This window comes from Gemmatimonadaceae bacterium (genome assembly GCA_020846935.1).
GTDB lineage: Bacteria > Gemmatimonadota > Gemmatimonadetes > Gemmatimonadales > Gemmatimonadaceae > RBC101.
On record JADLCY010000002.1, the window covers coordinates 51,628 to 73,557 of the forward strand.

Genomic DNA, 21,930 nt, shown 5'->3' on the forward strand with positions numbered 1-21,930 from the left:
AGGTTGCTGGAGGAATCGGATGGAGTCCGCCGATGTCGCGTGCGTTTCTGAGAGATGATGCCGAAGGGGAGATGCCCCGTCGCAACTATGCGTTGCCGGAGCGGGATGATCCCGGGTACGATCGGGCGGCGGCGCGTGCGCTGCTCGAGGCCGCGCGTGTGAACGAAACGCAGCTCGCCGAGCGCGCCACGGGGTACTACTGGGGCGAGCCGAGCCTTCGCGTGCACGTCGAGGAAGCGCTGCGCGACGCCGAGCGCGAAGGCGACGATCGACTCGCACAGGTAGCGCGCCGCTTCCTGCGCTGAGTGCGCGGGCGGGACGATGCGAGACTTTCGCCTTCGCGCCGTTGGCTGCGCGGCCTGGATCGTTGCCGCCGCCTCGTGCGGGTCAACGAGCACCGCACCTGATCCGGGCTCCGGCGCGACGCCGGTCGGTGTCCGGATCAGCGAGGTGCACTACGACAACGCGGGCACCGACGTCAACGAAGCCATCGAACTGAACGGTCCCGCCGGAACGAGCATCACGGGCTGGCAGCTGGTGCTGTACAACGGCAGCACCGGTGCACCGTACGACACGCGCACGCTCAGCGGGACGATCCCCGCCACCTGTGCAACGCGGGGCGTGCGAGTGGAAGCCTATCCGGAGAACGGCATCCAGAACGGCTCGCCCGACGCGATCGCCCTCGTGAACGCGCTGGGCGTGGTCGTCGAGTTCATATCGTACGAGGGGACGGTCACGGCGGTCGGTGGCCCAGCGGATGGCTGGCGATCGATGGACATCGGCGTCGTGGAGCTCGGCAACGAGGCGCCGGGACTATCGCTGCAGCGCGATGCCGCCGGCGCGTGGTCGGGGCCATTCGCTGCCACGTTCGGAACCTGCAACGGCGCGGCCCCCCCACCACCGAGCCATACCATCAGCGTCAGCGGACGCTCGGCCAGCGACCCGCCCTTGCCCGTGGGCTTCGAAGACCAGTTGTTCGCGACGGTGCGGAACGCGAGCGGTCAGGTCGTGCCGACCACGGTGACATGGCGCTCGGAGACGCCGACGTTGGCGAGCATCGACGCGAACGGTGTGGTGCATGCACTCGGCCCAGGGGAGGCCGTGCTGCGCGCGACCGCCGCGGACGGCCTCACGACCGTCGCGTACACGCTGCCGACGCGCGTTGGCCTCCTGGGCGCCGCGGCGCTCTATGCAGGCAACACGGAGTTTGGTGAACCCAACGACGCGGACGCATCGGACGACGTCGTGGTCAGGCATCTGCAGTACACCGCATCGTACAGTCCGCGCCGCGGCACGCCGAACTGGGTGAGCTATGACCTCGAGGCGTCGCACTTCGGAGCGGAGGATCGCTGCGACTGCTTCACGTTCGATCCGGCGCTGCCGCCCGGCCTCACGCGCCTGACGACGGCGGACTACACCGGGGTCGGAGCGTTCCACGGATACGCCATCGACCGCGGGCACCTCGTGCGCTCCTTCGATCGCACGGCCGGGAGCCTCGACAACGCGTTCACCTACTACTTCACCAACATCGTCCCACAGGCCGCGGACCTGAACCAGGGACCGTGGGCGGCGATGGAGATCCACTTGAGCAACCTCGCCCGTCAGCAGGGCCTGGAGGTCTACGTCATCGCCGGGGTGGCGGGCAGCAAGGGCACGGTGAAGGGCGAGGGACGCATCGTGATTCCGGCGAGCACGTGGAAGGTCGCCGTGGTGCTGCCGCGCGATCAGGGGCTGGCAGCGGTGGAGGAGGCGGGTGACGCGCAGGTCATCGCCGCGATCATGCCCAACGAGCCCGGCATTCGGAACGTCGACTGGAACAGCTATCGCACCACGGTCGACGCCGTGGAAGCGCTGAGTGGGTACGACCTGCTGGCGCTTCTGCCGGACTCCGTCGAGAACGTGGTGGAGGGCACACGAGCCTCAGGCAGTGACTCGGCGCTCGGACGCGGCGCTGATGCGAGCCCTCGGCCGTCAGGTGGTGCTGTGGTTGAGCGCACTTCCGGAGTCTGGATCAGGGACCAGCATATCCGGATGGAGCCGCCGACACGTCGAGGGATGCTGCGGCGGTGAGCGGCGGCGGCCGGCTGGGGGCCACGATGCGAAGAGGGCCGGCGATGCGCGAAGCATCGCCGGCCCTCGTCATCAAGAATCCGCCGAAACGGAATCAGGACCGGATGCAGGCCCGCGGATCTCCGGCCGGCGCATTGCCATCGCAGTCCATGCCGATGCCGGGGATGAGATCGTCGCCGATGATGCGCTTGGTCGTTGCAAGCGGGTTGCGGCCAAGGGTCAGTTCGCGGAACGATCCGAACTTTTCGAGCTTCGGGGCCTCGTACATTGGTCTCCTCTGAGTCGCGGGTGAATTCGCGATGACACAATGCAAGTCGCGGGCCACAGCCCTCCAGATCGTCGCCCAATGGTCCCGCCCCCTACGACACGCAAGCCGTTATGCGACATGATGTTGGCGGCACGATACATCGTGGCAAACCGGAGACCGGGCAGGGCGTGCAAGGGGACCTTGTGCCCTGCCGTGCTGTGGCATGGAGCGACCCGGCGTGTGGTGCGTCGACAACACAGGGTGTGCGCCAGGTGCCTAACGGATTCTGGTTGTTGGCCTTGCGAGGGCGAGGGAGTACCCTCTGCGCGGTGGATTGCCTGACGAGAACTTCGACGGCCTCAATGGTCCGGTGGCTAGATTCGCGTCAGCAGCGGCCTCCTCGCGCCGCCGGCGCGCCTCTTTCCTCTTTATCGTGACCGCCTTTCCACGCTCCCTTCGTCGGTTCGGACTTCCTGCCCTGTTGGGCCTCGTTTCCGTCACGACGGGCTTCAACCCGCCCCCTGACGAGGCGGGCGCCGCGAGGGTTGTGGTCGGCGCGGACCGACTGCTCGGCGAGTTTTCACACCTGCTTCGCGGCAAGCGGGTGGCCCTGGTCTCGAACCACAGCGGCCGGCTCGCCGACGGGACACACCTCGCGGATGCCCTTCACGGGTTCCGCGAAACCACGCTCGCCGTGCTGTTCGGCATGGAGTACGACATCCGCTCGAACGACTACGCGGCCACACGGGATGGCGATCGGGCCATCGATCGGGCCACCGGACTCGTGAAGTACAACCTCTACGGCGAGCACCATCGGCCGACGGCAGACATGCTCCGCGGCGTCGACGTGATCGTCTTCGACATCCAGGAAGTCGGCGCGCGCTTCTACGAGCACATCAACATTCTCGGGTTTGTCATGGACGCGGCGGCGGAGTCGGGCATCGACGTGATCGTGCTCGACCGCCCGAACCCGATCACCGGCCTCAAGGTGGAAGGATTCGTCACCGACCCCGAGGCGCGCTTTCGATTCGGCTCCTACGCGCGCGTTCCGGTGGTCCACGGGATGACGATGGGAGAACTGGCCAGCATGTACAACGGCGAGCGGATGCTGCAGGGCGGGCGCACACCGCGCCTGCACGTGGTCCCGATGCAGGGCTGGAGCCGTGCCATGTGGTACGACGAGACCGGCCTCACATGGCGCAAGCCATCGCCAAACCTCCTCACGCTCGGATCAGTGCTTGCCTACGTGGGCACGTGCCTCTTCGAGGCCGTGAACGTCTCGGAGGGACGCGGGACGGATCACCCGTTCGAACTGATCGGGGCGCCGTGGCTCGATCACGTGCGCGCCGCCGAACTGCTGCGCGGCCTGGCGCTTCCCGGCGTGTCGATCGACACGGCATCGTTTGTCCCCGAGCAGAAGCCGTATCACGGCCGGCCGCCGGAGCTGGCGGGAGAAAGGCTCCGTGGCCTGCGCGTGCGCGTGACCGATCGCGACGCGTTCGAGCCCTACCGGACGGGCGTTGCGCTGCTGTGGGCGGTGCACCGCCTGCACGCGGATCGGCTCGTGTGGAACGACACCGTGCTGGACCGGCTCGTGGCGACGCCACGACTCAAGGCGATGCTCGTTGCCGGGCGAACGCCGGATGAGATCGTGGCCTCATGGCGCGAAGAGGTCGCGTCGTTCCAGCGGCTGCGTTCGCGGTACCTGATGTATCGTTAGGCCCGCGTCAGGCGGGTCGCACGCTCGGCGCTCCGCCGGGCCGGCGTGCCGTCGGCCTACGGCAGCGGAATCCTCAGGTCGACCTGCGCGGTCGGGGGCACGGCTCCGTTGGGCGCGAAGCGCAGCGTCACGCGCATCGTATCGAAATAGGCGGACCCGGTCACGTGCCGCGGGTACTTGGGCGCACTCGCCAGGACGACCACCGTGCCCGTCGCCGTGTCGGTGAACGCGCCCGGGCGCGCCAGCCGATACACCGTGGTGGTATAGACGCCGTTGTCGTCGCCTTCGATCCGCGAGAGTGAACACACGCACGCGTCGCTCAGGCGGACGAATCCCTCGATGGAGTCCAGGACGACGCCGCGCGTGCTGGTCACGCGGCCGGACACGTGGGCGCATCCGATTGCGTTCGGGTATCTGGCCGTCGCGGTGCACACGCTGCTCCCCGTTGGAGGGCCCTGGCTGTCGAAGCAGGCCATCACGACGATCGCTCCCGACCCGACCAGCATGCGACCAATGGACCGTCGAAGGCGCAACGGGGCGCTGAGGCGACGCTCCGCGGTCGACGGGCCACGACTCATGGCACGGCTCACGACCGCGCGCGCGGCCGCACCTGGCGCTGCGCCCTGGCCAGGTGCGCCTTGAGGAACTGCCCGGTGTGCGAGGCGCGGCACGCGGCGACGCACTCCGGCGTACCGGTCACCAGCACGCGGCCTCCCGCGTGGCCGCCCTCCGGACCGAGGTCGATGACGTGATCGGCGGTCTTGATGACGTCGAGGTGATGCTCGATCAGGATCACGGAGTGCCCGGCGTCCACCAGCTGATTGAGTGAGGCGAGCAGGCGCTCCACGTCCGCGAGATGCAAACCGGTCGTAGGCTCGTCGAGGATGTACACGGTGTGCTTCGCACGCTGCAACTTGCTCAGCTCGGTCGCGATCTTCACCCGCTGGGCCTCGCCCCCGGACAACGTGGTCGACGACTGCCCAAGCGTGATGTAGCCAAGTCCGAGCGTGTGCAGCACCTCGACCTTCTTCGCGATCGCGGGGTCGGCAGCAAAGAACGTCACCGCCTCCTCGACGGACATGTCGAGGATGTCGGCGATCGTCTTGCCGCGCACGGAGACGTCGAGCGTCTCGGGGTTGAATCGCGCGCCCTTGCAGGCCCCGCAGGTGACCTCGACGTCGGGCATGAAGTAGAGTTGCGTGGTGATCACGCCTTCGCCCTGGCACTCCTCGCATCGCCCGCCCTTCACATTGAACGAGAACCGGCCGGCCCTGTACTCACGTTCCACGGCAAGCGGCGCCGTCGTGAAGAGGTCGCGGATGGTGTCGTAGAAACCGATGTAGGTCGCGGGATTGGAGCGGCTGTTCCGACCGATGGGCGACTGGTCGATATTCACGACCTTGTGCACGTGCTCCATGCCGTCGATGCGGTCGTGGGCGCCGGGCAGGGTGCGCGTGTCCTCGAGGCGTTTCCAGAGCGCCTTGTAGAGCACGTCGTTGATGAGCGTGCTCTTCCCCGAACCCGACGCACCGGTGATCGCCACGATGACGCCGAGCGGGATCGTCACGTCCACGGACTTGAGGTTGTTCTCGCGAGCGCCGCGGATGACGAGCGAGTGCCCGTTGCCGGTGCGACGGCGAGCGGGCAGCGCGATCGCGCGTCGGCCGGAGAGGAACTGTCCGGTGGGTGATGTCTTGCAGGCGATCAGGTCGTCGATCGTTCCCTGTGCGACGACGGTGCCACCATGCACCCCGGGCCCCGGGCCCATCTCCACGACGTGGTCCGCGGCGCGCACGGTGTCCTCGTCATGCTCCACCACGATGACGGTGTTGCCCACGTCGCGCAGGCTCTCGAGCGTCGCGATCATCTTCGCGTTGTCCCTGGGGTGCAGGCCGATGCTGGGCTCGTCGAGCACATAGAGCATTCCCATGAGCCCCGATCCGATCTGCGTGGAGAGCCGGATGCGCTGCGACTCGCCACCCGAAAGCGTGCCGGCGCGTCGATCCAGGTTCAGGTAGTCGAGGCCGATGCCGAGGAGCAGGTCGAGCCGCGCCCGCACTTCGTGAAGCACCTGGCGACCGGCCGCGGCGCCGCGCCCCACCGGGCGGAGCGTCCCGAGGAACCGGTGCAGTTCGTCGAAGTTGAGCAGCCCCACCTCGCGGGTGGTCTTTCCCCCAACCGTGAACAGCAGGCGCGTTGCCCGCAAGCGGGCGCCCTGGCAGTCGGGACAGGTGTGCTCGACCATCACCTTGTCCAGCCAGGCCTCCATGCGCGAGTCCGCCTCGCCACGCTGGCGATAGCGACGGTAGTGTCGCTCGATCCGCCGCGCGATGCCGCCAAAGCCGACCTCGTGGCGATCCCAGTCCTCGCGCTTCACGGCGGCCTCGGGCGGCGCTTCGGTCCGGAAGCGCTTCTCCGCGCCGTACAGCACAGCGTTCCGCGCCGAGTCGCTCAACTCCACCCACGGCGTGTCGAGCGAGAAGCCGAGCTGCCGGGACAGCGTGTACATGATGCGGCCGTCCCAGGTCTCGGGGTTGTAGCGGAAGGCCTCCCTCACGAAGCAGCCCGCGCGAATGCTGCGCTGGGGATCGGGGATCAGCAGTTCGGGATGCGTGAGCTTGTCGATGCCGAGTCCACCGCAGGTGCGGCATGCCGACTCGGGGTTGTTGAACTGGAAGTAGTCGGGCTGGATGTCGACATAGACAAACCGGTGGGTGCGACTCACGTGAGCAGCGAGCACCCTGGCGACCTCCGCCTTTTTCGATCCGGTGATCGCGGTGAGCTGCACGAGCCCATCGCCCACCAGGAGCGCGGCGGCGATGGCCGCCTTGATCGCCTTTTCGCTCGATCGCCGCACGATGAACCGGTCGACCACCGCATCCATCTCGCGCACCACGCTGTCGTCGACCGTGAACTGGTTCGCGAGGTCGTGCGTCGTGCCGTCGATGACGATGCGGCGGATCCCCTTCTTGCGCACTTCCTGGAACACGACATCGAGGTCCTCGCCGTACACCCTGGAGACCGGCGCTCGCAGTTCGAGTTCGGTGCCGGCCGGGAGCGACAGGATGGCCTCGAGGACCTGACTGGCCGAGCGCGATGGCACGGCCTCACCCGTGCGCGGGCAGTGTGGATCGCCGATGGTCGCGAAGAGCAGGTTGAGGTAGCTCGCGATGTCGGTCATCGTGCCGACGGTCGACCGCGGGTTGGCGGCGATCGTTTTCTGCTCGATCGAGATCACCGGAGAAAGCCCGAAGACGTAGTCGACGTCCGGTTTGGTCACCTGTGAAACGAAACGCCGCGCGTAGCTGGACAACGACTCCATGTATCGCCGCTGGCCCTCGGCGTAGATCGTGTCGAAGGCCAGGCTCGATTTACCGGAGCCCGAGAGGCCCGTGAACACGACGAGGCTGTCGCGCGGAATCTCGACGGAGATGTTGCGGAGGTTGTGGACCCTCGCGCCCTGCACCGCGACCGTCGTGCGCGGCGCGGTGGTAGCGGCTGAGCGAGCGGGTCGCGCGTTGTTCGTGCGTCGAATCGACACGGCGGGCGGGTCACGGGAACGATACGAATTCTGCCGCGTCGAGCCGGCTCTGCCAGTGGGGTAAGGCGAGTCCCGCGACCGCTCACCCGGCGCGCCGGGGGGCGAAGGAGAGGCGGCGCCCTATCGATCCCCGGGAGGGGGCGACAGCGCGTAGAACGCCAGCTCCTGCACGTCCGCCGTGCTCTTCTTCGTCAGGCGCGCGGCGATCGAGGCCTTGCCGATGATGCCCTGATCCGCGAGGTACTCGCAGGTTCCGCTCACCTGCCCGATGCCCGTGGTGCGCGCGAAGTGTGCATCGAGCTCGGTCGCCGAACGCGCCTCGCCTGCACCGATGAGGTAGGCGATGACCGGCGTCGCAAAGCCCGGGATCCTGGCGGCGACATACGCATCCATCGCTTCCAGCGTCGCCTGCACGTTTGCGCGCGTCTTGGGTTCGTTCAGCAGCCTGGTGTACGCGAGGTCGAAGAACACCGGGTTGAGCGTGAGGGCCTGCGGGAGGACCTCGCGATCGGCGAGAAGGCCGTGGCCGATCACCTCGATGCGGGCGAGCGGTTCGGCCGCGTGGAGCATCCAGAGCGCGGTGTAGTCCAGGTCGGCGCGCGTGATGAACCACTTGTGCGCCTTGTACAGGCAGGAGAGGGCGCCGGTCGCGGCGCCCAGCAGGAGGACCTGCGCGTCGCGATCACCGAGTTCCCCGAGGCGCGCGACGATGGCGGTGATCGACTCGTCGTGCGAATACAGCAATCGCCCCTTGGCGAGCAGCGAGTGCATGAACGAGTTGCGAATCGCGCCTTCGGCGAGTCGGCGGAACGTCGCGCGCGGATAGAGGATCGCGTGCACGTTGATGCCGTCCGCATCGATGGCCATCCCCGTGCTCTCGACCCTGGGGTCGTCGATGGTGATGAGCACGAGGTCGATGTCGCTGCGCGCCCACACGGTGTCGTGCGCCAGACTGCCGCACAGGATCGCCGCGAGGACGGCGCGGTCCGCCCTGATGCGGTCGACCAGGGCGTCGAGTGCCCGGGTGAAGCGCTCTCGCTCGTCAGGAGCCCTGGGCGTCATGCACTCAGGGGGTTACCGGACCACCTTGACCTCGGTCATCCGCCGCGTCGGCGATACGTACGCGCTCACGAGGCTCTCCGAGCCATCGGCCCCGATCGCCGCGACGCCAAAGACCCAGTCGTCGATAGACAGGCCGGGGAAGGTGAAGCGCGTCACGTTCCCGACACCCTGCGATCGCTCCCATGAATTGCTCCACGTGTCGCGCCAGTAGACGCGATACGCGATCGCGCCCGGCGAAGCCTGCCACTGGAGCGTGGCGTCGTAGCCACTCGGGTTGCGCGACACGAGCGCCTGACCGCGATCGCCGGTGACGGCGGGCGCCGGCGGTGCGAGGGCCAGCGAGGCCGCGGCGGCCGCGTTGACTCGCGCGTTCTGCGCCAGGTATGCGAAGTCGACGCCCCCGAGGGTGTCGTTCGCCGTGTGCTGTCGCGAGTAGTTCTCGTTGGCTTCGCGGAATACGACGGCAGGAAAGTTGAACGCCGTGAATGACGAGTGATCGCTCCCTCGCCCAAAGCGGTCCTCTCTCGCCATGAGGCGGACGTGATGCGCGGGCACGTAGAGAGCGGCAACACGCTGGACGTAGCGGGCCAGCGCGCGGTTCATCGAATCCTCGGGACCCAGGGAGTAGACGCGCACGCTCTCGCCGTCCACCAGGCCACCACCCCCGTGGATGTTGCCCACGATGTCGTTGTTGAAGTTTGCCTCGACGACGATGCGATCGGCCGCGAGCTGCTGGGCGTGCACGCTCGAGCCGATCAGTCCCTGCTCCTCCCCAGCCCACGTCATGAACACCAGCGTGGCGTCGAACGTGATGCCGCTCTCGGCGAACACGCGGGCCAGCTCCATGGTCAGCACGGTTCCGCTGCCGTCGTCGTTGGCGCCGGGCGCATCGACGTCGTGGTTGAAGTCGCGGTTGGCCTGCGGGTTGGCCCCGGCCGCGTTGAGTGCGAGCTGACCGCCGCCGCCGAGGTTCACCGTGTCGTAGTGCCCCGTGATGTAGATCCGCCGCGGCGAGCGCCCAGGGAGCACGGCCATGACGTTGCGCAGCTCAACGTCCCGCGTGATGCGCCCTTGCTGTGCAATGCGATGCGTGTCGAAGGAGACCTGCAACCTCGGACTCGATCGCCGGAGTTCGTCGTGGATCCATTGCCGGGCGGCGCCGATCCCCCGCGTCGCCGAGGTGGCGTCGGAAAGCGTCGATCGCGTGTGGAAGGAGACGAGCTTTGCCGTGAGATCATGAAGGCGCTGTTCGGACACCGACGCCACGAGCCTGGCGATCCGGGAGTCCACGTCGGCAGCCGGCGATTGCGCCGACAGCGGGAGCGCCAGGGCGAGAAGCAGGAGGACACGCATGCAGAGTGGGGTTGGCTGAACCCTGAAGGTACTGCGAGCTACTCACTCACGGAGCGGGAGCGTGCATTGCGGTGCGACACACGCCGGCGTCGTCGGTCGAACGCCCCGGAAAGCCCGGGCCGACTGAGTGGCGCTAGGCACCCATGCGTCCGATCCAGCCCGGTCGCCACCCGGGGCATGCGCCCGGCCGGAGCGGCGTCACGATCGATGCGAATCCCCCGGCGCCGAACCGGAGGTCGTAGAACTCCACCCGGTCGTTGCCCAAACGGCGCCACGCAGGGACGCGCATGAATTCGAGGGCCGCGTCGATGGCGCAGTTGGACTCGGCGAACGTCCGCAGCTCCTCGGTCGTCGCCGACCACGCAGTTCCCCATCGAATCCCGGCGGTGTCGGCGCGGCGTGATGGCACACCATCGACCAGCCCACGCACGGCGGGCCCGCATCGCCCGACGGGCACGAGGCCGGGAACGGCGGCGACGACAGCACTCGTCGCCTCGTAGGTGCTCGCGGCATCGGTGACGACGATCGCCGAAAGACAGAAGGGGTTTCCCGGGCCCGGCGTGATTACGACGTCGCGCAGGCCCACCGCAACGGCACCTTCGACCGACCGCCTGGCGAGGCCCGAGGTGGCGAACGACAGGGCTTCGAACGCCATCCATGCCGTGAGCCCCATCGCGACCCGCCGACCTGGAGGCGCCCACCACACCAGCGCCGCCCACGCGGCCATCGCCACCGTCAGGGTGATGGCGAGTGCCGGCCCCACCAGCTCAACGCGCCACACGGCCGCCAGGATCGCCCCGGCGACGAGGAGGCACAGAGTTCGTGCCCCCACACTTCGGGCCACGAAGAACAACGGCGGGATCGCGGCAACAAAGAGCCAGGGCTCGATGATGAACACCGCGTCCCCGTAGAACCAGCGATTGTCGATCGGCCACCACGGGTGCACGCCGTAGCTGTTCGTGAAGTCGAGGGCGATGTGGGACAGGCTGCCGACGAGCGCGAGGCAGAGGAGAGGGCGTGCGTACGCAGGCTCGCGCAGCCCGCGGCGCCAGGCGAGGGCGATGCCCCACACAAGAAATGCTGCCAGCACGGCGAACACCACGGTATGGGTGTGGCCCCGGTGGTGCAGCATGTAGCCCAGCGTCCCGATGCCGAGCCGATCGCCCGCGTACACCAGGTCCGCGTCAGGCAGCTCGGCGGTGACGATGCCGATCGCATACGCCGCGCGACGCAGCCCGATGGCGGGTTCGCCGTGGTGACGCCTGACGATTTCGATGGTCGCGGCGCCAAGGAGCGCGCCGGCGAGAGCGTGGGTGATGTTGTCCAAGCGAGCCGACGAATGGGTGAGCGGGGACGACGCTGGCGACGGGGAGGCTATCGTGCGCGCGGGCGGCGCGAAACCGGGGTGCGCGTACGGCACCCCGGTGTCTCGTCCCGACAACGGCGAGCCCGAGCCACCGGCCCCGCGCTACTCCGCCCGCAGCGCCACGATCGGGTCGACGGCCGTGGCGCGCCGGGCGGGGATCCAGCTGGCGACGACGGCCACGACCGCGAGGAACAGAGGCACGGCCACAAAGGTGATCGGGTCGGTCGGGCTCACCGTCAGGATCGAACGCAGGGCGCGCGTCACGCCCAGGGCGCCCGCGAGACCGATCGCGATGCCGATGGCGGCGAGGGTCACACCGTGCCGCACCACCATCTCCATGACGCCGCGCCGTTGCGCGCCGAGTGCCAGTCGGACCCCGAACTCCCTGGTGCGTTGCGACACGCCGTACGCAATCACCCCATAGACGCCGACCGCCGCGAGGATGAGCGCCACCACGCCAAACACGCCGAACATCGCGCCGAAGAGTCCGTATTCCCAGAAACCCAGCCGTCGCACCTCCTCCATGGACAGGGCGGCGAACACGGGCAGGGCGGCGTCCGACGCACGAACCTGATCGCGAATCGTCGCGGTGAACGACGCCGGATCGCCGGCCACGCGGACCATCAGGGCGATCGTGCGCGGCACATGGTACGCGAACGGCACGAACACCGATGGCGGGTCTTCATCGCGGTCGCCCAGTTCGCCCTGACGGTAGTGTTTCACGACGCCAACGACCGTGAACCACGGCAGGGTGCTGTCCCCGGCCACGCGGAACTGCCTGCCTAACGCATCTTCGCCGGGCCAATGGACCGCCGCCATGCGTTCGTCGATCACGGCCACCGGCGTCCTCCCCTGCCGCTCGGCGGCCGTCAGGTCGCGACCGGCGACGAACTGCAGGCCAAGCACCTGAGCCCACTGCCCTGTGACGCCGCTCCACCACATGAGCGGCGCCTCGTCAGCGCGCACGTCACGGCCCGACACCTCCACCCGGTCCATGCGACCGCCGCCATCGAGCGGGACCATGCTCGATGCCGTGACAGACTGCACGCCGGGGAGCGCCTGCACGCGGCGCACGATGTCCTCGACCCTCTGCACGCGGGGCGTGATGGAGTCGTAGACCGTACCCCCGAGGTAGGTCCGCATGGTCATGATCCCCGCCGTTTCGAAGCCCACGCCCTCTCCTTCCATCACCGCAAACGAGCGAACGAACAACGACGCGCCGACGAGCAGCACGAGGGCGAGGGCGACCTCGGTCACCACCAGCACCGCCCGCGTTCGGTTCTTTGCTCTGCCGGAGCCGCTGCCCCTGCCGCCCTCCTTGAGGGCACCGTAGATGCCGCCACTCGTCGCCTGAAGGGCGGGGAGCAGCCCGAAGGCCAGCGCCGCGAGCAGCGAGACCAGCCCCGTGTACAGCGCCACGCGCCCGTCGATGCGCCACTGGATGTAGTACGGAACGGCATCGCCCGGCGGAATCCCGCGATCGATGAGGGCAAGACCGAGTGTTGCGAGGGGGAACGACAGCGCACCGGCGACCAGAGCCATGATCGCGGCCTCAGAGAGCAGCTGCCGGACAATGGCCCAGCGCCCGGCACCCAACGCCGCGCGCACGGCGATCTCGCGTTCGCGAGCGGTGGCGCGCGCGAGCATCAGGTTCGCAACGTTCGCGCACGCGATGAGGAGCACGAACGTCACCGCGCCCATCATCGCCGTCACGACCACGCGAATGTCGTCGGGAATGAACGCGTCGCGCAGCGACACGATCTCGCCCTGCCAACCCTGGGCGGCGAGGCCGTGCGCCTGTTCGATGCGCCGGATCGTCGCGTCGTATTCGGCGCTCGCCTGCGTCAGCGTCACGCCGGTGGCCAGGCGCGCGTAGGTCTCGACGTACCGTTGGTCCCGCGTATCGAGCCGGCCGAACTCGCCGATCGGGATCCACAGCTCGTGGTTCTCCGGGAAGCGGAAACCGATCGGCATGACGCCGACGACTTCGTACGGCTCGCCGTTCACCTGGATCGCACGCCCGACGATCGATGGGTCGGCCGCATAGCGACGGCGCCAGAGCGCGTCCGAAAGAACTGCGACGCGTGCCCCGGCACCGGCGTCTTCGTCGTCGCGGAAGGTGCGGCCGAACTGTGGGCGAATACCCAGAGTGCGAAAGAGGGAGCTGCTGATCATCGCGCCCTCGAGCCGCTCCGGTTCCTGGCCGTCGGTGATGGTCAGGCTCCGACCGATGCTGCCCCCGACATCGGCAAACGCTCGCGTCTCGCGCTGGAGATCCCGAAACGTGCCGACTGCGAGTCCCGCCTCGAAGCCCCGCTGGACGACGCGAGTACGCAGCGACACCAGTCGTTCGGGCTGAGGAAAGTCGTACGGACGCCAGAGCACGGCGTCGAACACCGCGAAGAGGGTGGTGTTCACCGCGATGCCGATGGTGAGACAGGCGATGACGACCGCGGAGAAGGCGGGGCGCGAGGCGAGTGCCCGCCAGGCGAATCGCAGGGGAGAAGGGAAGCTCACGATGGGTCCGGGCAGAGAGTCGGCGGTCTCTTCGACTCCTGCGCCTACGGCGCGCCGCCGTTCCCGGTGTCAGCCGTCGAGTGCTTCACAAACGCACGACGGGGCCGTGAGGCCCCGTGGCGATCGTTAGAGGGTCAGGCCGGAGGCGGTGCTGCCGGCTTGTCGTCGTTGGAGATCCGGTCGCGGAGCTTTTGGTATCCCTGTCGGATCTCGCCGAGCCAATCCCCTGCCTTCTCCCTGGCGTCATCCAGCAGATCCTCGGCTTCGTCTTCGGCCTTGTCGGCCCAGGTGGCGGCCCGTGCCTTGAGCACGTCGAGCTTGGTATCCAGCTCGGCCAGCTCCTCGCGCAGCTCGGCCTTGCCGAGCGCCATCTTCACGCGCAGCTCGTCACGTTCCTGCTGCAGTTCCTTCATCATGCCGTCGATCTTCTCGCGCCAGGTGGCCATTGGGACTCCTCGGGGTGGGTATTCGGACCTTAGCGGGCGGCCGCGTTGCGGGGAAGGCGCCAAGGGGACCGTTGGCGGCCGGGACGGATGGACCGACGATGGACGGATGGACGGATCGAGGGATCGGATCGGATCGGCTCGGCGGGCGGACGGCTGAGCGTGTGCGAACGGTGGACCGGTGGATGGGGGCACCGGGCTCACACCGGTAGATTGGGCGGGTGACCCGCAGCGCCGCGCCTCGACCTGGCGCGCGGCGCGCCTAACGACCCGACGATGCGAATCGCGCTCGCTTCACCTCCGCTTCCGGCGTCCATCGACGAGGCCCTGGAGCACGTCCGCACCTTCATCAGCGACGCCGCCTCGCAGGGGGCGCGCGTCGTCTGCTTCCCCGAAGCGTATGTGCCAGGGCTCCGTGGACAGGATTTCCCCGTGCCCGCGTTCGACTCCGATGATGAAGCGCGAGTCGTGGGCCAGGTGAGTGACTGGTCACGCGCGTATCGCATCACGACGATCCTCGGTATCGAACACCGCACACCCGAAGGTCGACAGGTCGCTGCACTCGTGGTGGATCGCGATGGTCGCGTGCGTGGCATGCAGACCAAGAATCAGCTGGACCCCAGCGAGGAGGCTTACTACGTCCCGGGCACGACGCGTCAACTCTTCGAGTCCGACGGCCTGCGCTTCGGTATCGCGATCTGTCACGAAGGCTGGCGGTACCCGGAGACCGTGCGATGGGCGGCAGGACGTGGGGCACAGATCGTTTTCCACCCGCAGATTACCGGGAGCGATCGTGAGGGTCCGGCGCTGACGTCGTTCGGCGCGCCGGGCAATCCGTACTACGAGCAGGCGATGCGCATGCGGAGCCGGGAAAACACGGTCTACTTCGCGAGCGTCAACGTCGGATTGCGCTACCAGGAATCGGCCACGGCGCTGATCGCGCCTTCGGGCGAATGTCAGGCACACCTTCCATACGGAAGGCCGGGGTTGCTCGTGGCCGAGCTCGACCTGGCCGCGGCCACCGGGTACCTGGCGCGACGGTTTGCCCCCGAGCGGTTGGTGGAGGCGCAATAGCCCCGCGCCGAGCGCGGAGGCGGGCCGTGGCACGCAAGCGCCAAGGTCAGGTCGAGGTTCCCGCAACCAGGGCTTGGTGGCGTCAGTGAGCACTGGTCGCGCCATGTGACAGTACTCGACATGCGTGCAAATTTTGCACATGTCCAGGATGATTCGGATTGGTCATGTCCCCGATCGCCTTCACCGGCAGCTTGAGGCCCGGGCGGCTGCCAGGGGCCTTTCGCTCTCCGATTTTCTGCGCGGCGAGCTCGAACGGGTGGCACAGCAGCTCACGCCGGATGAACTGCGCGCGGCGCTCGCGCGGCTCGAACCCGTGGTCACGACCGAGACGGCCGCCGAGGCGGTACGGGCGGAGCGCGGCGCACTGACGCCAACGCGTTGAGCAGCCGCAATCCTGGGAGCAGCTCGATGCCGTCGCCGGCCGAAGGGGCGATCGTCGTGCCATGTCTGTAGGGCGGCCCGCATTCTGCGCGCTCACGCCGCGGGGCGCCGGCGGCTCTGAACGAACCTCACGGCCCTGCGAGGCGGCAATTCTTCCCTTGTCATGGCGACGGGGGCGACCCGCGTCACCTGCGATGTCGCGTTGGTCGGGCTTGGCCCAGACGCGCAGCTGAGCGTCGTGCGGTGAGTTGGGCTAGGGTGCGCCGCTCCCCGTCAGGACGAGTCGCAGCCCGGCTGGCGCATCGGCCCACTCCAGACTCCCCCCGTGCGCGGCCACCACGCGTCGCACCAGGGCTCCGAGACCCGCACCCGGCATGGCCGTCGCTCCGGTCACCGTCATGACCACCGATCCGCCCGAGCGATCGACGTCGACGCACACACGCCCGGTCGCGCGGTGCACGGTGTCGAGCAGCAGGGCCTGCAGCGCCTCATGCAGGCGTCCGCGATCGCCGGGCAAAGTCGGCAGCGCGGGCGCGACATGGACCTCCAGCGGGATGCCTCGACGCGCCGCTTCTGCCTCGAGCCCCGGCACGATCGTCGCCAGCAGATCGGCCAGATGCACGGCATCGCGCCGCAGCGGCAAGTTGCCCAGGTCGAAGGCGGCCAGGTCCCGGAGCCGCAGGGCCGCGTGGTCGGCCTGCTCTGCGGCGCCGCGTGCAGCGCCCAGCATCTCCTCCTGGTTCTCGTTGAGGTCACCGAAGTGGTTCTCGAGCAGAATGTGCAGGGGCAAGCGCACCTGTTCCAGCTGCTGCACGACCTCGCCCGAGGTCTCCTGTACCAGTCGCGACCACTCTTCGCGGGTCGCTTCCAGCTGCGTTGCAAGCCGTGTGTTGTCGACCGACGTTCGTTCGTAGGCCTCCACGAGGCGATCGACGATGCGCTCGATGGTTTCGAGTTCGTCCCGCGATCGGTTCGGGCGGGAGGGCGCCACGTCGTCGCCGAGGGCCAGGGCCGCGCGCCTGAGGGCACCGTCACCATCGCGCCGCCAGTCGGCGAGTCGCTCCAGGCGTCGCGCGACGTGACGAGTGACCGCCCACGCCAGAACACTCGACGCCACCGCAGAGATCAGCGCCACGATCACGAACCACTCCGGCGGCCGGCGCTCGTGTTCACCGTAGTAGGCCAGACCCACGGTGATCGCGAGCCCGATCATCGCCGGCATCAGCGAGAGCGTGAGACGGCGGCCCACGGACATCATGGACGCGCCTCGTCATCGGCCGACGCCACCAGCACGTCGATCCCGTCCGCGTTCTGCACCAGCCTCCCCACGATCGAGGTCCCCATCAGGCGAGACCACCATCGGGTGTGACCCTGGCCGACGACCACCAGCGTCACGCCGCGCGCGCGCGCCTCACGAAGGATGGCGGCCGCGACGTCGGGCGCGTGCACCTTCACGAACTCGCCGCCAAGCGTCTGCGCGAACTGGATCGCGTCGACGAGCTTGCGCTGTCGGGTGGCGTCGATGCGGTCGGGGGACTCGCCTGGAGTCTCGACCCACAGGCAGTACCAGTCGCTGTTGAGTCGACCGGCAATGCGACTGCCCTTGCGAAGGAGCACGCGACTCCGCTCGGGATCGGACGACATGGCGACGAGCAGCCGATCGACCGCGCGCGGCTCGCGAGCGCCCTCTTCGCGGCGCACGATCTCCTCACGCGTGCGATCCACGGAGCTGGCGACTTCACGCAGGGCCAGCTCGCGCAGTGTCGCGAGGTTCTCGTCCGTGAAGAAGTTGGCCAGCGCTGCGGGAACCTTCTCGGCCGGGTAGATGCGGCCGTCCATCAGCCGTTGCCGCAGATCTTCAGCGGAAATGTCCAGGTTCACCACCTGATCGGCGGCGTCGACGACCCAGTCAGGCACGGTCTCGCGCACGGTGACACCGAGGGTGCGCTGCAACACATCGTTGAGCGACTCGAGGTGCTGCACGTTGACCGCCGAGATCACGGTGATGCCTTCATCGAGCAGCGACAGCACGTCCTGCCACCGCTTGCGATGGCCGGAACCGGGCACGTTGGTGTGCGCCAGTTCATCGACCAGCGCCACCTGGGGGCGTCGTCGGATCACGCCGTCGAGGTCCAGTTCCTCGAGTACCACGCCGCGATATTCGATGGAGCGCCTCGGGACCACCTCGAGGTTGCCGATCTGCGCCTCGGTCTCGGCGCGGCCATGGGTCTCGATGAACCCGACGACCACGTCGATCCCCCGGCGCATCAGTTCGTGCGCCTCCTGCAGCATCCGGTATGTCTTTCCGGTCCCGGCTGCCGAGCCGATGTAGACCTTGAGCCGGCCGCGCTCACGACGACGCAGGATCTCGACGAACGACGTCGTCGAACCTCCGGCGTCGGGTTCACGAGGCGGCTCGATCGACATCGCGGTCAGAAGGTGGCGGCGAGTGACGTCACGACGACGGCATTCATGCGCGACGCGCCCCCTCGATCGGGAAACACCTCGCGTGTCGCGCCGAGCGCGCGGACCTCCGAGCGCCACCGCACGCGCGCGGACGCGGCGACGTCGACGCCAATGGAACCCCCGCTCGCCCGGAACGGATCCGACGTCCCGGTCTGCACGATCACCTGTTGCGGATCGTCGTAGCGCTCGATGCGCCCGACCAGGGCGACGGCGGCGGTCGGCTGCCAGCGCGTGAGCAGCGCGGTTCCGTACCAGGAGGCCGAACCCTGCACGCCGACATCGAACGTCCCGACGATCGTCAGACGCTCGCTCGGGGCGAGCTTCACACTCGCGCCGTGGAACACGCGGAGCTGCGACGCCGCGGAGTCCGGACGTTCGTTGCCGATGAAGTTGTACAGCGAGACCGTCGCGCGGCCCGATGGCGCCCAGTCGACGCGGGCGCCCGCGGCCTTGTCGCCATTGGTCTCGGAGATGTTCTGCCACCCATTCACGATGTTGACCTGCGCGGTGATCGTTGGTGACGGCTGCCAGGTGACCTTGGCGCCCGACTGATAGTACGGCGAATACTCGGCCTTGAGCGAGCGCGTATAGGTGAGGTTGTCCCGGGAGATCCACGACTCGCCGCCGATGTGCGAGAAGTAGATCCCGGCGTCGACCCACACGGTGCCACCCACGTGCATGCCAACCACCGCCTCCTGGATATGCCGCGCCAGGTCCGGTCCGCTGACACTCCCGTTGCGCGGCTCGCCGGCGTAGTTCGACTGAACGCTCGTGCCCGCCTGCAGGGCGATGCGTCCGCGCAAGCGCGGTCCGCTGAGTACGCCCTCGACGAAGGCAAGATTTACATTGAACTCGTTGTGACGCGCAGGCTGCGTGGTGAAGGCGCGATCGCGGACCGCTGGCCGGTTGGCGTCCCACGCGTGGTAGACGTCGGCGAAGCCTGCGAACCTCACGGTGCTGGTGTCCTGGGCGTTCGCTGCTGCGGCTGCGAGGCTGCTTGCTACGATGAGACGGCGGATCATTGCGAGCGCCCTCCCGCCGGGAACGTGCTGTCGATGGCCAGGTTGAGCCTGAGGACGTTCACCCGCGGCTCGCCGAAGACGCCGAACTGCCTTCCTTCGGTTGTGCGATCGACGACCGCTCGCACGGCGGCACTGTCCACACCGCGAGCGGTCGCCACCCGCGCGACCTGCATCTGCGCGTTGGCCGGCGAGATGTGTGGATCCAGGCCCGACGCCGAGTGCGTGGCGCGATCGGCGGGCACCTGGCCCCTGATGGCTCCATCGCGTGCCACTGCCTCATCGATGGCGGCGACCACGAGCGTGTCGGCGAGCTTGCGGTCGGTGGGTCCCTTGTTCGTTCCCGCCGACGCGGTCGCGTCGTAGCCGGCGCCGGCGGCCGAGGGGCGGGGATGGAAGTAACCTGGCCGCGCGAAGGACTGCCCGATGAGCGCGCTGCCGACATTGCGTCCGTCGACCACGATCAACGAACCATTGGCCTGGTAGGGAAAGAGCAGCTGGGCGAGCGCCGTGACGACGCCGGGATACAGAAGCCCGGTGATGGCACAGAGCACGAGCGTGAGCACGAGGGCTGGTCGAAGATGTGAGCGCATCAGATGACTCCGAGGGCGACGAGAAGGAGATCGAGGGCCTTGATTCCGATGAAGGGGACGACGAGCCCGCCGACCCCGTAGATGACGAGGTTGCGCCGGAGGATGACCGAGGCCCTGGCCGGGCGGTAGCGAACGCCGCGGAGGGCGAGCGGGATCAGCGCGACGATGATCAGCGCGTTGAAGATCACGCTGGCGAGGATCGCCGAACGCGCGGAATGCAGCTGCATGACGTTGATGGCCTGGAGCGTCGGGAACGCAGCGATGAACATGGCCGGGATGATCGCGAAGTACTTGGCGACGTCGTTGGCGATCGAGAACGTGGTCAGCGCGCCGCGGGTCATGAGCAGCTGCTTCCCGATCTCCACCACTTCGATGAGTTTCGTGGGATCCGAGTCGAGGTCGATCATGTTCCCGGCTTCCTTGGCGGCTTGCGTGCCGGTGTTCATCGCGAGTCCGACATCGGCCTGGGCGAGCGCCGGCGCATCGTTGGTGCCGTCACCGGTCATCGCCACCAGGCGGCCGCCGGCCTGCTCGCGACGGATCAGCGCCATCTTGTCCTCGGGCCGCGCCTCGGCGAGGAAGTCATCGACGCCGGCCTCCAGCGCGATGGCGGCGGCCGTGAGCGGGTTGTCACCGGTGATCATCACGGTGCGGATGCCCATCGCGCGAAAGCGATCGAACCGCTCACGCATGCCGGCCTTCACAATGTCCTTGAGATGGACGACGCCGAGGACGCGCGCGGTGGCCCCTGGGGTGCGCGCGCGTTCGGCGACGACGAGCGGGGTGCCGCCCTCGCGCGCGATCCGCTCGACGATCGCTGGCAAGGCGGGCGCGACCCGGCCTCCATTCGCCGTGACCCACTGCGCCACCGCATCGCCGGCGCCTTTTCGCAATTCGGTGTCGCGCGTGTCGACGCCGCTCATGCGCGTCGTCGCGCTGAAAGGGATGAAGCGGTGTTCGGCTTCCAACGGCGCCGCATGGGTCACCTGCGCGGCGCTCCCTGTCGCCCCGCGCGCGAGGCTCACGATGCTGCGGCCTTCCGGCGTCTCGTCCGCCATCGACGCGAGCTCGGCGGCACGGGCGAGGTGGGCGTGGGTCACGTCGGCGACCGGAATGAAATCGGTCGCCTGCCGATTGCCCAGCGTGATGGTGCCGGTCTTGTCGAGCAGGAGCGTGTTCACGTCGCCGGCCGCCTCGACGGCACGCCCGCTCATCGCCATCACGTTCTGCTGGATCATGCGGTCCATGCCGGCGATGCCGATCGCGGACAGCAGGCCACCGATGGTCGTCGGAATGAGGCAAACGAGCAGAGCAACCAGCACCGGCGTCGTGACGCTCGTGCCCGAGTAGTGCGCGAGCGGCCGCAGGGTCACCACGGCCAGCAGGAACACGATGGTGAGTCCGGAGAGCAGGATGGTGAGCGCCACCTCGTTGGGCGTCTTCTGGCGCGAGGCACCCTCGACGAGCGCGATCATGCGATCGAGGAACGTGGCGCCGGGGTCGGCCGTGATGCGCACGAGGATCCAGTCGGAGAGCACCCTGGTGCCGCCGGTCACCGCCGAGCGGTCGCCGCCCGACTCGCGGATCACGGGCGCGGATTCGCCGGTGATCGCCGACTCGTCGACCGAGGCAACGCCCTCGATGACTTCGCCGTCGCCGGGGATGATGTCGCCTGGCTCGCACAGCACGATCGCGCCGCGCTCGAGTTCGGAGGCCGAGACCCAGTAGTAGTGCTGCCGGTCGTTGGGGTCATCGACCCGCTTTGCGCGGGTCTGGGTCCGTGCCGCGCGCAGCGTGTCCGCCTGGGCCTTGCCGCGGCCCTCGGCCATGGCTTCGGCAAAGTTGGCGAAGAGCACCGTGAACCACAGCCAAGCGGCGAGCTGGCCGGTGAAGGCGAGGTCGGGCGCGCCGGTGGCCGCGTCGCGCACGAAGACGAGCGTCGTCAATACACTGCCGACTTCGACGACGAACATCACCGGGTTCCGCACCATCGTGCGCGGGTGGAGCTTGACGAATGCGTCTCGCATGGCGCGCCACACGATGGCGCGCTCGAAGAGGGGGCGAGCAGACGTGGTCAT

At 68.4% G+C, this 21,930-nt stretch carries 18 protein-coding genes; 5 read left to right on the plus strand and 13 right to left on the minus strand.

Annotated features, from left to right (window positions below):
• Window positions 1–32 precede the first annotated feature (32 nt).
• Window positions 33–305 (plus strand): hypothetical protein, encoded by a 273-nt coding sequence (locus IT361_04185; protein MCC6316870.1) that lies wholly within the window; start codon window positions 33–35, stop codon window positions 303–305.
• A gap of 16 nt (window positions 306–321) precedes the next feature.
• Complete coding sequence (locus IT361_04190) at window positions 322–2,070, plus strand: DNA/RNA non-specific endonuclease (GenBank protein MCC6316871.1); 1,749 nt, start codon at window positions 322–324, stop codon at window positions 2,068–2,070.
• A gap of 94 nt (window positions 2,071–2,164) precedes the next feature.
• On the opposite strand, the gene IT361_04195 is transcribed toward IT361_04190, so the two are convergent.
• Window positions 2,165–2,338, minus strand: coding sequence for a lasso RiPP family leader peptide-containing protein (locus IT361_04195; protein MCC6316872.1), 174 nt, complete (start codon window positions 2,336–2,338; stop codon window positions 2,165–2,167).
• A 412-nt stretch (window positions 2,339–2,750) separates the two neighbouring features.
• Between IT361_04195 and IT361_04200 the strand changes: the two genes are divergently transcribed.
• Complete coding sequence (locus IT361_04200) at window positions 2,751–4,037, plus strand: DUF1343 domain-containing protein (protein ID MCC6316873.1); 1,287 nt, start codon at window positions 2,751–2,753, stop codon at window positions 4,035–4,037.
• Between the two features lie 56 nt (window positions 4,038–4,093).
• Here IT361_04200 and IT361_04205 read toward each other — a convergent pair whose 3' ends face one another.
• The 7 genes from IT361_04205 to IT361_04235 form a co-directional block, all read right to left on the minus strand.
• Window positions 4,094–4,615 carry a hypothetical protein gene (locus IT361_04205; protein ID MCC6316874.1) on the minus strand — a complete coding sequence of 174 codons (522 nt, stop codon included), beginning with the start codon at window positions 4,613–4,615 and terminating at the stop codon, window positions 4,094–4,096.
• A gap of 8 nt (window positions 4,616–4,623) precedes the next feature.
• Entirely contained in the window at window positions 4,624–7,572 is a 2,949-nt protein-coding gene (uvrA, locus tag IT361_04210; protein ID MCC6316875.1) for an excinuclease ABC subunit UvrA, read from the minus strand.
• Window positions 7,573–7,698: 126 nt separating this feature from the next.
• The gene (locus IT361_04215) at window positions 7,699–8,640 is read right to left on the minus strand and encodes a hypothetical protein (GenBank protein ID MCC6316876.1); all 942 of its coding nucleotides are present in this window, start codon (window positions 8,638–8,640) and stop codon (window positions 7,699–7,701) included.
• 12 nt (window positions 8,641–8,652) lie between these two features.
• Entirely contained in the window at window positions 8,653–9,993 is a 1,341-nt protein-coding gene (locus tag IT361_04220; protein MCC6316877.1) for a M28 family metallopeptidase, read from the minus strand.
• A gap of 133 nt (window positions 9,994–10,126) precedes the next feature.
• Window positions 10,127–11,320, minus strand: coding sequence for a metal-dependent hydrolase (locus tag IT361_04225; GenBank protein ID MCC6316878.1), 1,194 nt, complete (start codon window positions 11,318–11,320; stop codon window positions 10,127–10,129).
• Window positions 11,321–11,461: 141 nt separating this feature from the next.
• Window positions 11,462–13,876, minus strand: coding sequence for an ABC transporter permease (locus IT361_04230; protein ID MCC6316879.1), 2,415 nt, complete (start codon window positions 13,874–13,876; stop codon window positions 11,462–11,464).
• 134 nt (window positions 13,877–14,010) lie between these two features.
• On the minus strand, window positions 14,011–14,322 hold the full coding sequence (locus IT361_04235; GenBank protein ID MCC6316880.1) for a hypothetical protein: 312 nt from the start codon (window positions 14,320–14,322) through the stop codon (window positions 14,011–14,013).
• A gap of 273 nt (window positions 14,323–14,595) precedes the next feature.
• Between IT361_04235 and IT361_04240 the strand changes: the two genes are divergently transcribed.
• Together IT361_04240 and IT361_04245 are read left to right on the plus strand one after the other, a co-directional pair.
• Window positions 14,596–15,393 carry a carbon-nitrogen hydrolase family protein gene (locus IT361_04240; GenBank protein MCC6316881.1) on the plus strand — a complete coding sequence of 266 codons (798 nt, stop codon included), beginning with the start codon at window positions 14,596–14,598 and terminating at the stop codon, window positions 15,391–15,393.
• 139 nt (window positions 15,394–15,532) lie between these two features.
• On the plus strand, window positions 15,533–15,775 hold the full coding sequence (locus tag IT361_04245) for a hypothetical protein (GenBank protein ID MCC6316882.1): 243 nt from the start codon (window positions 15,533–15,535) through the stop codon (window positions 15,773–15,775).
• Between the two features lie 252 nt (window positions 15,776–16,027).
• Here IT361_04245 and IT361_04250 read toward each other — a convergent pair whose 3' ends face one another.
• From IT361_04250 to kdpB, 5 genes are all read right to left on the minus strand, one after another.
• Window positions 16,028–17,032, minus strand: coding sequence for a HAMP domain-containing histidine kinase (locus tag IT361_04250; protein MCC6316883.1), 1,005 nt, complete (start codon window positions 17,030–17,032; stop codon window positions 16,028–16,030).
• A complete protein-coding gene (locus IT361_04255; protein MCC6316884.1) occupies window positions 17,029–18,201 on the minus strand; it encodes a universal stress protein in 1,173 nt (390 codons plus the stop codon). Before IT361_04255 ends, IT361_04250 begins: the two co-directional genes overlap by 4 nt.
• 5 nt (window positions 18,202–18,206) lie before the next feature.
• Entirely contained in the window at window positions 18,207–19,193 is a 987-nt protein-coding gene (locus tag IT361_04260) for a porin (GenBank protein ID MCC6316885.1), read from the minus strand.
• 65 nt (window positions 19,194–19,258) lie between these two features.
• A complete protein-coding gene (kdpC, locus tag IT361_04265) occupies window positions 19,259–19,852 on the minus strand; it encodes a potassium-transporting ATPase subunit KdpC (GenBank protein ID MCC6316886.1) in 594 nt (197 codons plus the stop codon).
• Window positions 19,852–21,930: a potassium-transporting ATPase subunit KdpB gene (gene kdpB / locus IT361_04270; GenBank protein MCC6316887.1), complete on the minus strand. Its 2,079-nt coding sequence runs from the start codon at window positions 21,928–21,930 to the stop codon at window positions 19,852–19,854. Before kdpB ends, kdpC begins: the two co-directional genes overlap by 1 nt.

Bases quoted from the DNA above. Each gene is read 5' to 3' on its own strand.
- kdpC (MCC6316886.1), bottom strand. From the start codon at position 19,852: ATGCGCTCACATCTTCGACCAGCCCTCGTGCTCACGCTCGTGCTCTGT.
- IT361_04250 (MCC6316883.1), bottom strand. From the start codon at position 17,032: ATGATGTCCGTGGGCCGCCGTCTCACGCTCTCGCTGATGCCGGCGATG.
- IT361_04245 (MCC6316882.1), top strand. From the start codon at position 15,533: ATGTCCAGGATGATTCGGATTGGTCATGTCCCCGATCGCCTTCACCGG.
- IT361_04190 (MCC6316871.1), top strand. From the start codon at position 322: ATGCGAGACTTTCGCCTTCGCGCCGTTGGCTGCGCGGCCTGGATCGTT.
- IT361_04185 (MCC6316870.1), top strand. From the start codon at position 33: ATGTCGCGTGCGTTTCTGAGAGATGATGCCGAAGGGGAGATGCCCCGT.
- IT361_04240 (MCC6316881.1), top strand. From the start codon at position 14,596: ATGCGAATCGCGCTCGCTTCACCTCCGCTTCCGGCGTCCATCGACGAG.
- IT361_04235 (MCC6316880.1), bottom strand. From the start codon at position 14,322: ATGGCCACCTGGCGCGAGAAGATCGACGGCATGATGAAGGAACTGCAG.
- IT361_04205 (MCC6316874.1), bottom strand. From the start codon at position 4,615: ATGAGTCGTGGCCCGTCGACCGCGGAGCGTCGCCTCAGCGCCCCGTTG.
- IT361_04220 (MCC6316877.1), bottom strand. From the start codon at position 9,993: ATGCGTGTCCTCCTGCTTCTCGCCCTGGCGCTCCCGCTGTCGGCGCAA.
- IT361_04195 (MCC6316872.1), bottom strand. From the start codon at position 2,338: ATGTACGAGGCCCCGAAGCTCGAAAAGTTCGGATCGTTCCGCGAACTG.
- IT361_04255 (MCC6316884.1), bottom strand. From the start codon at position 18,201: ATGTCGATCGAGCCGCCTCGTGAACCCGACGCCGGAGGTTCGACGACG.
- IT361_04215 (MCC6316876.1), bottom strand. From the start codon at position 8,640: ATGACGCCCAGGGCTCCTGACGAGCGAGAGCGCTTCACCCGGGCACTC.
- kdpB (MCC6316887.1), bottom strand. From the start codon at position 21,930: ATGACCACGTCTGCTCGCCCCCTCTTCGAGCGCGCCATCGTGTGGCGC.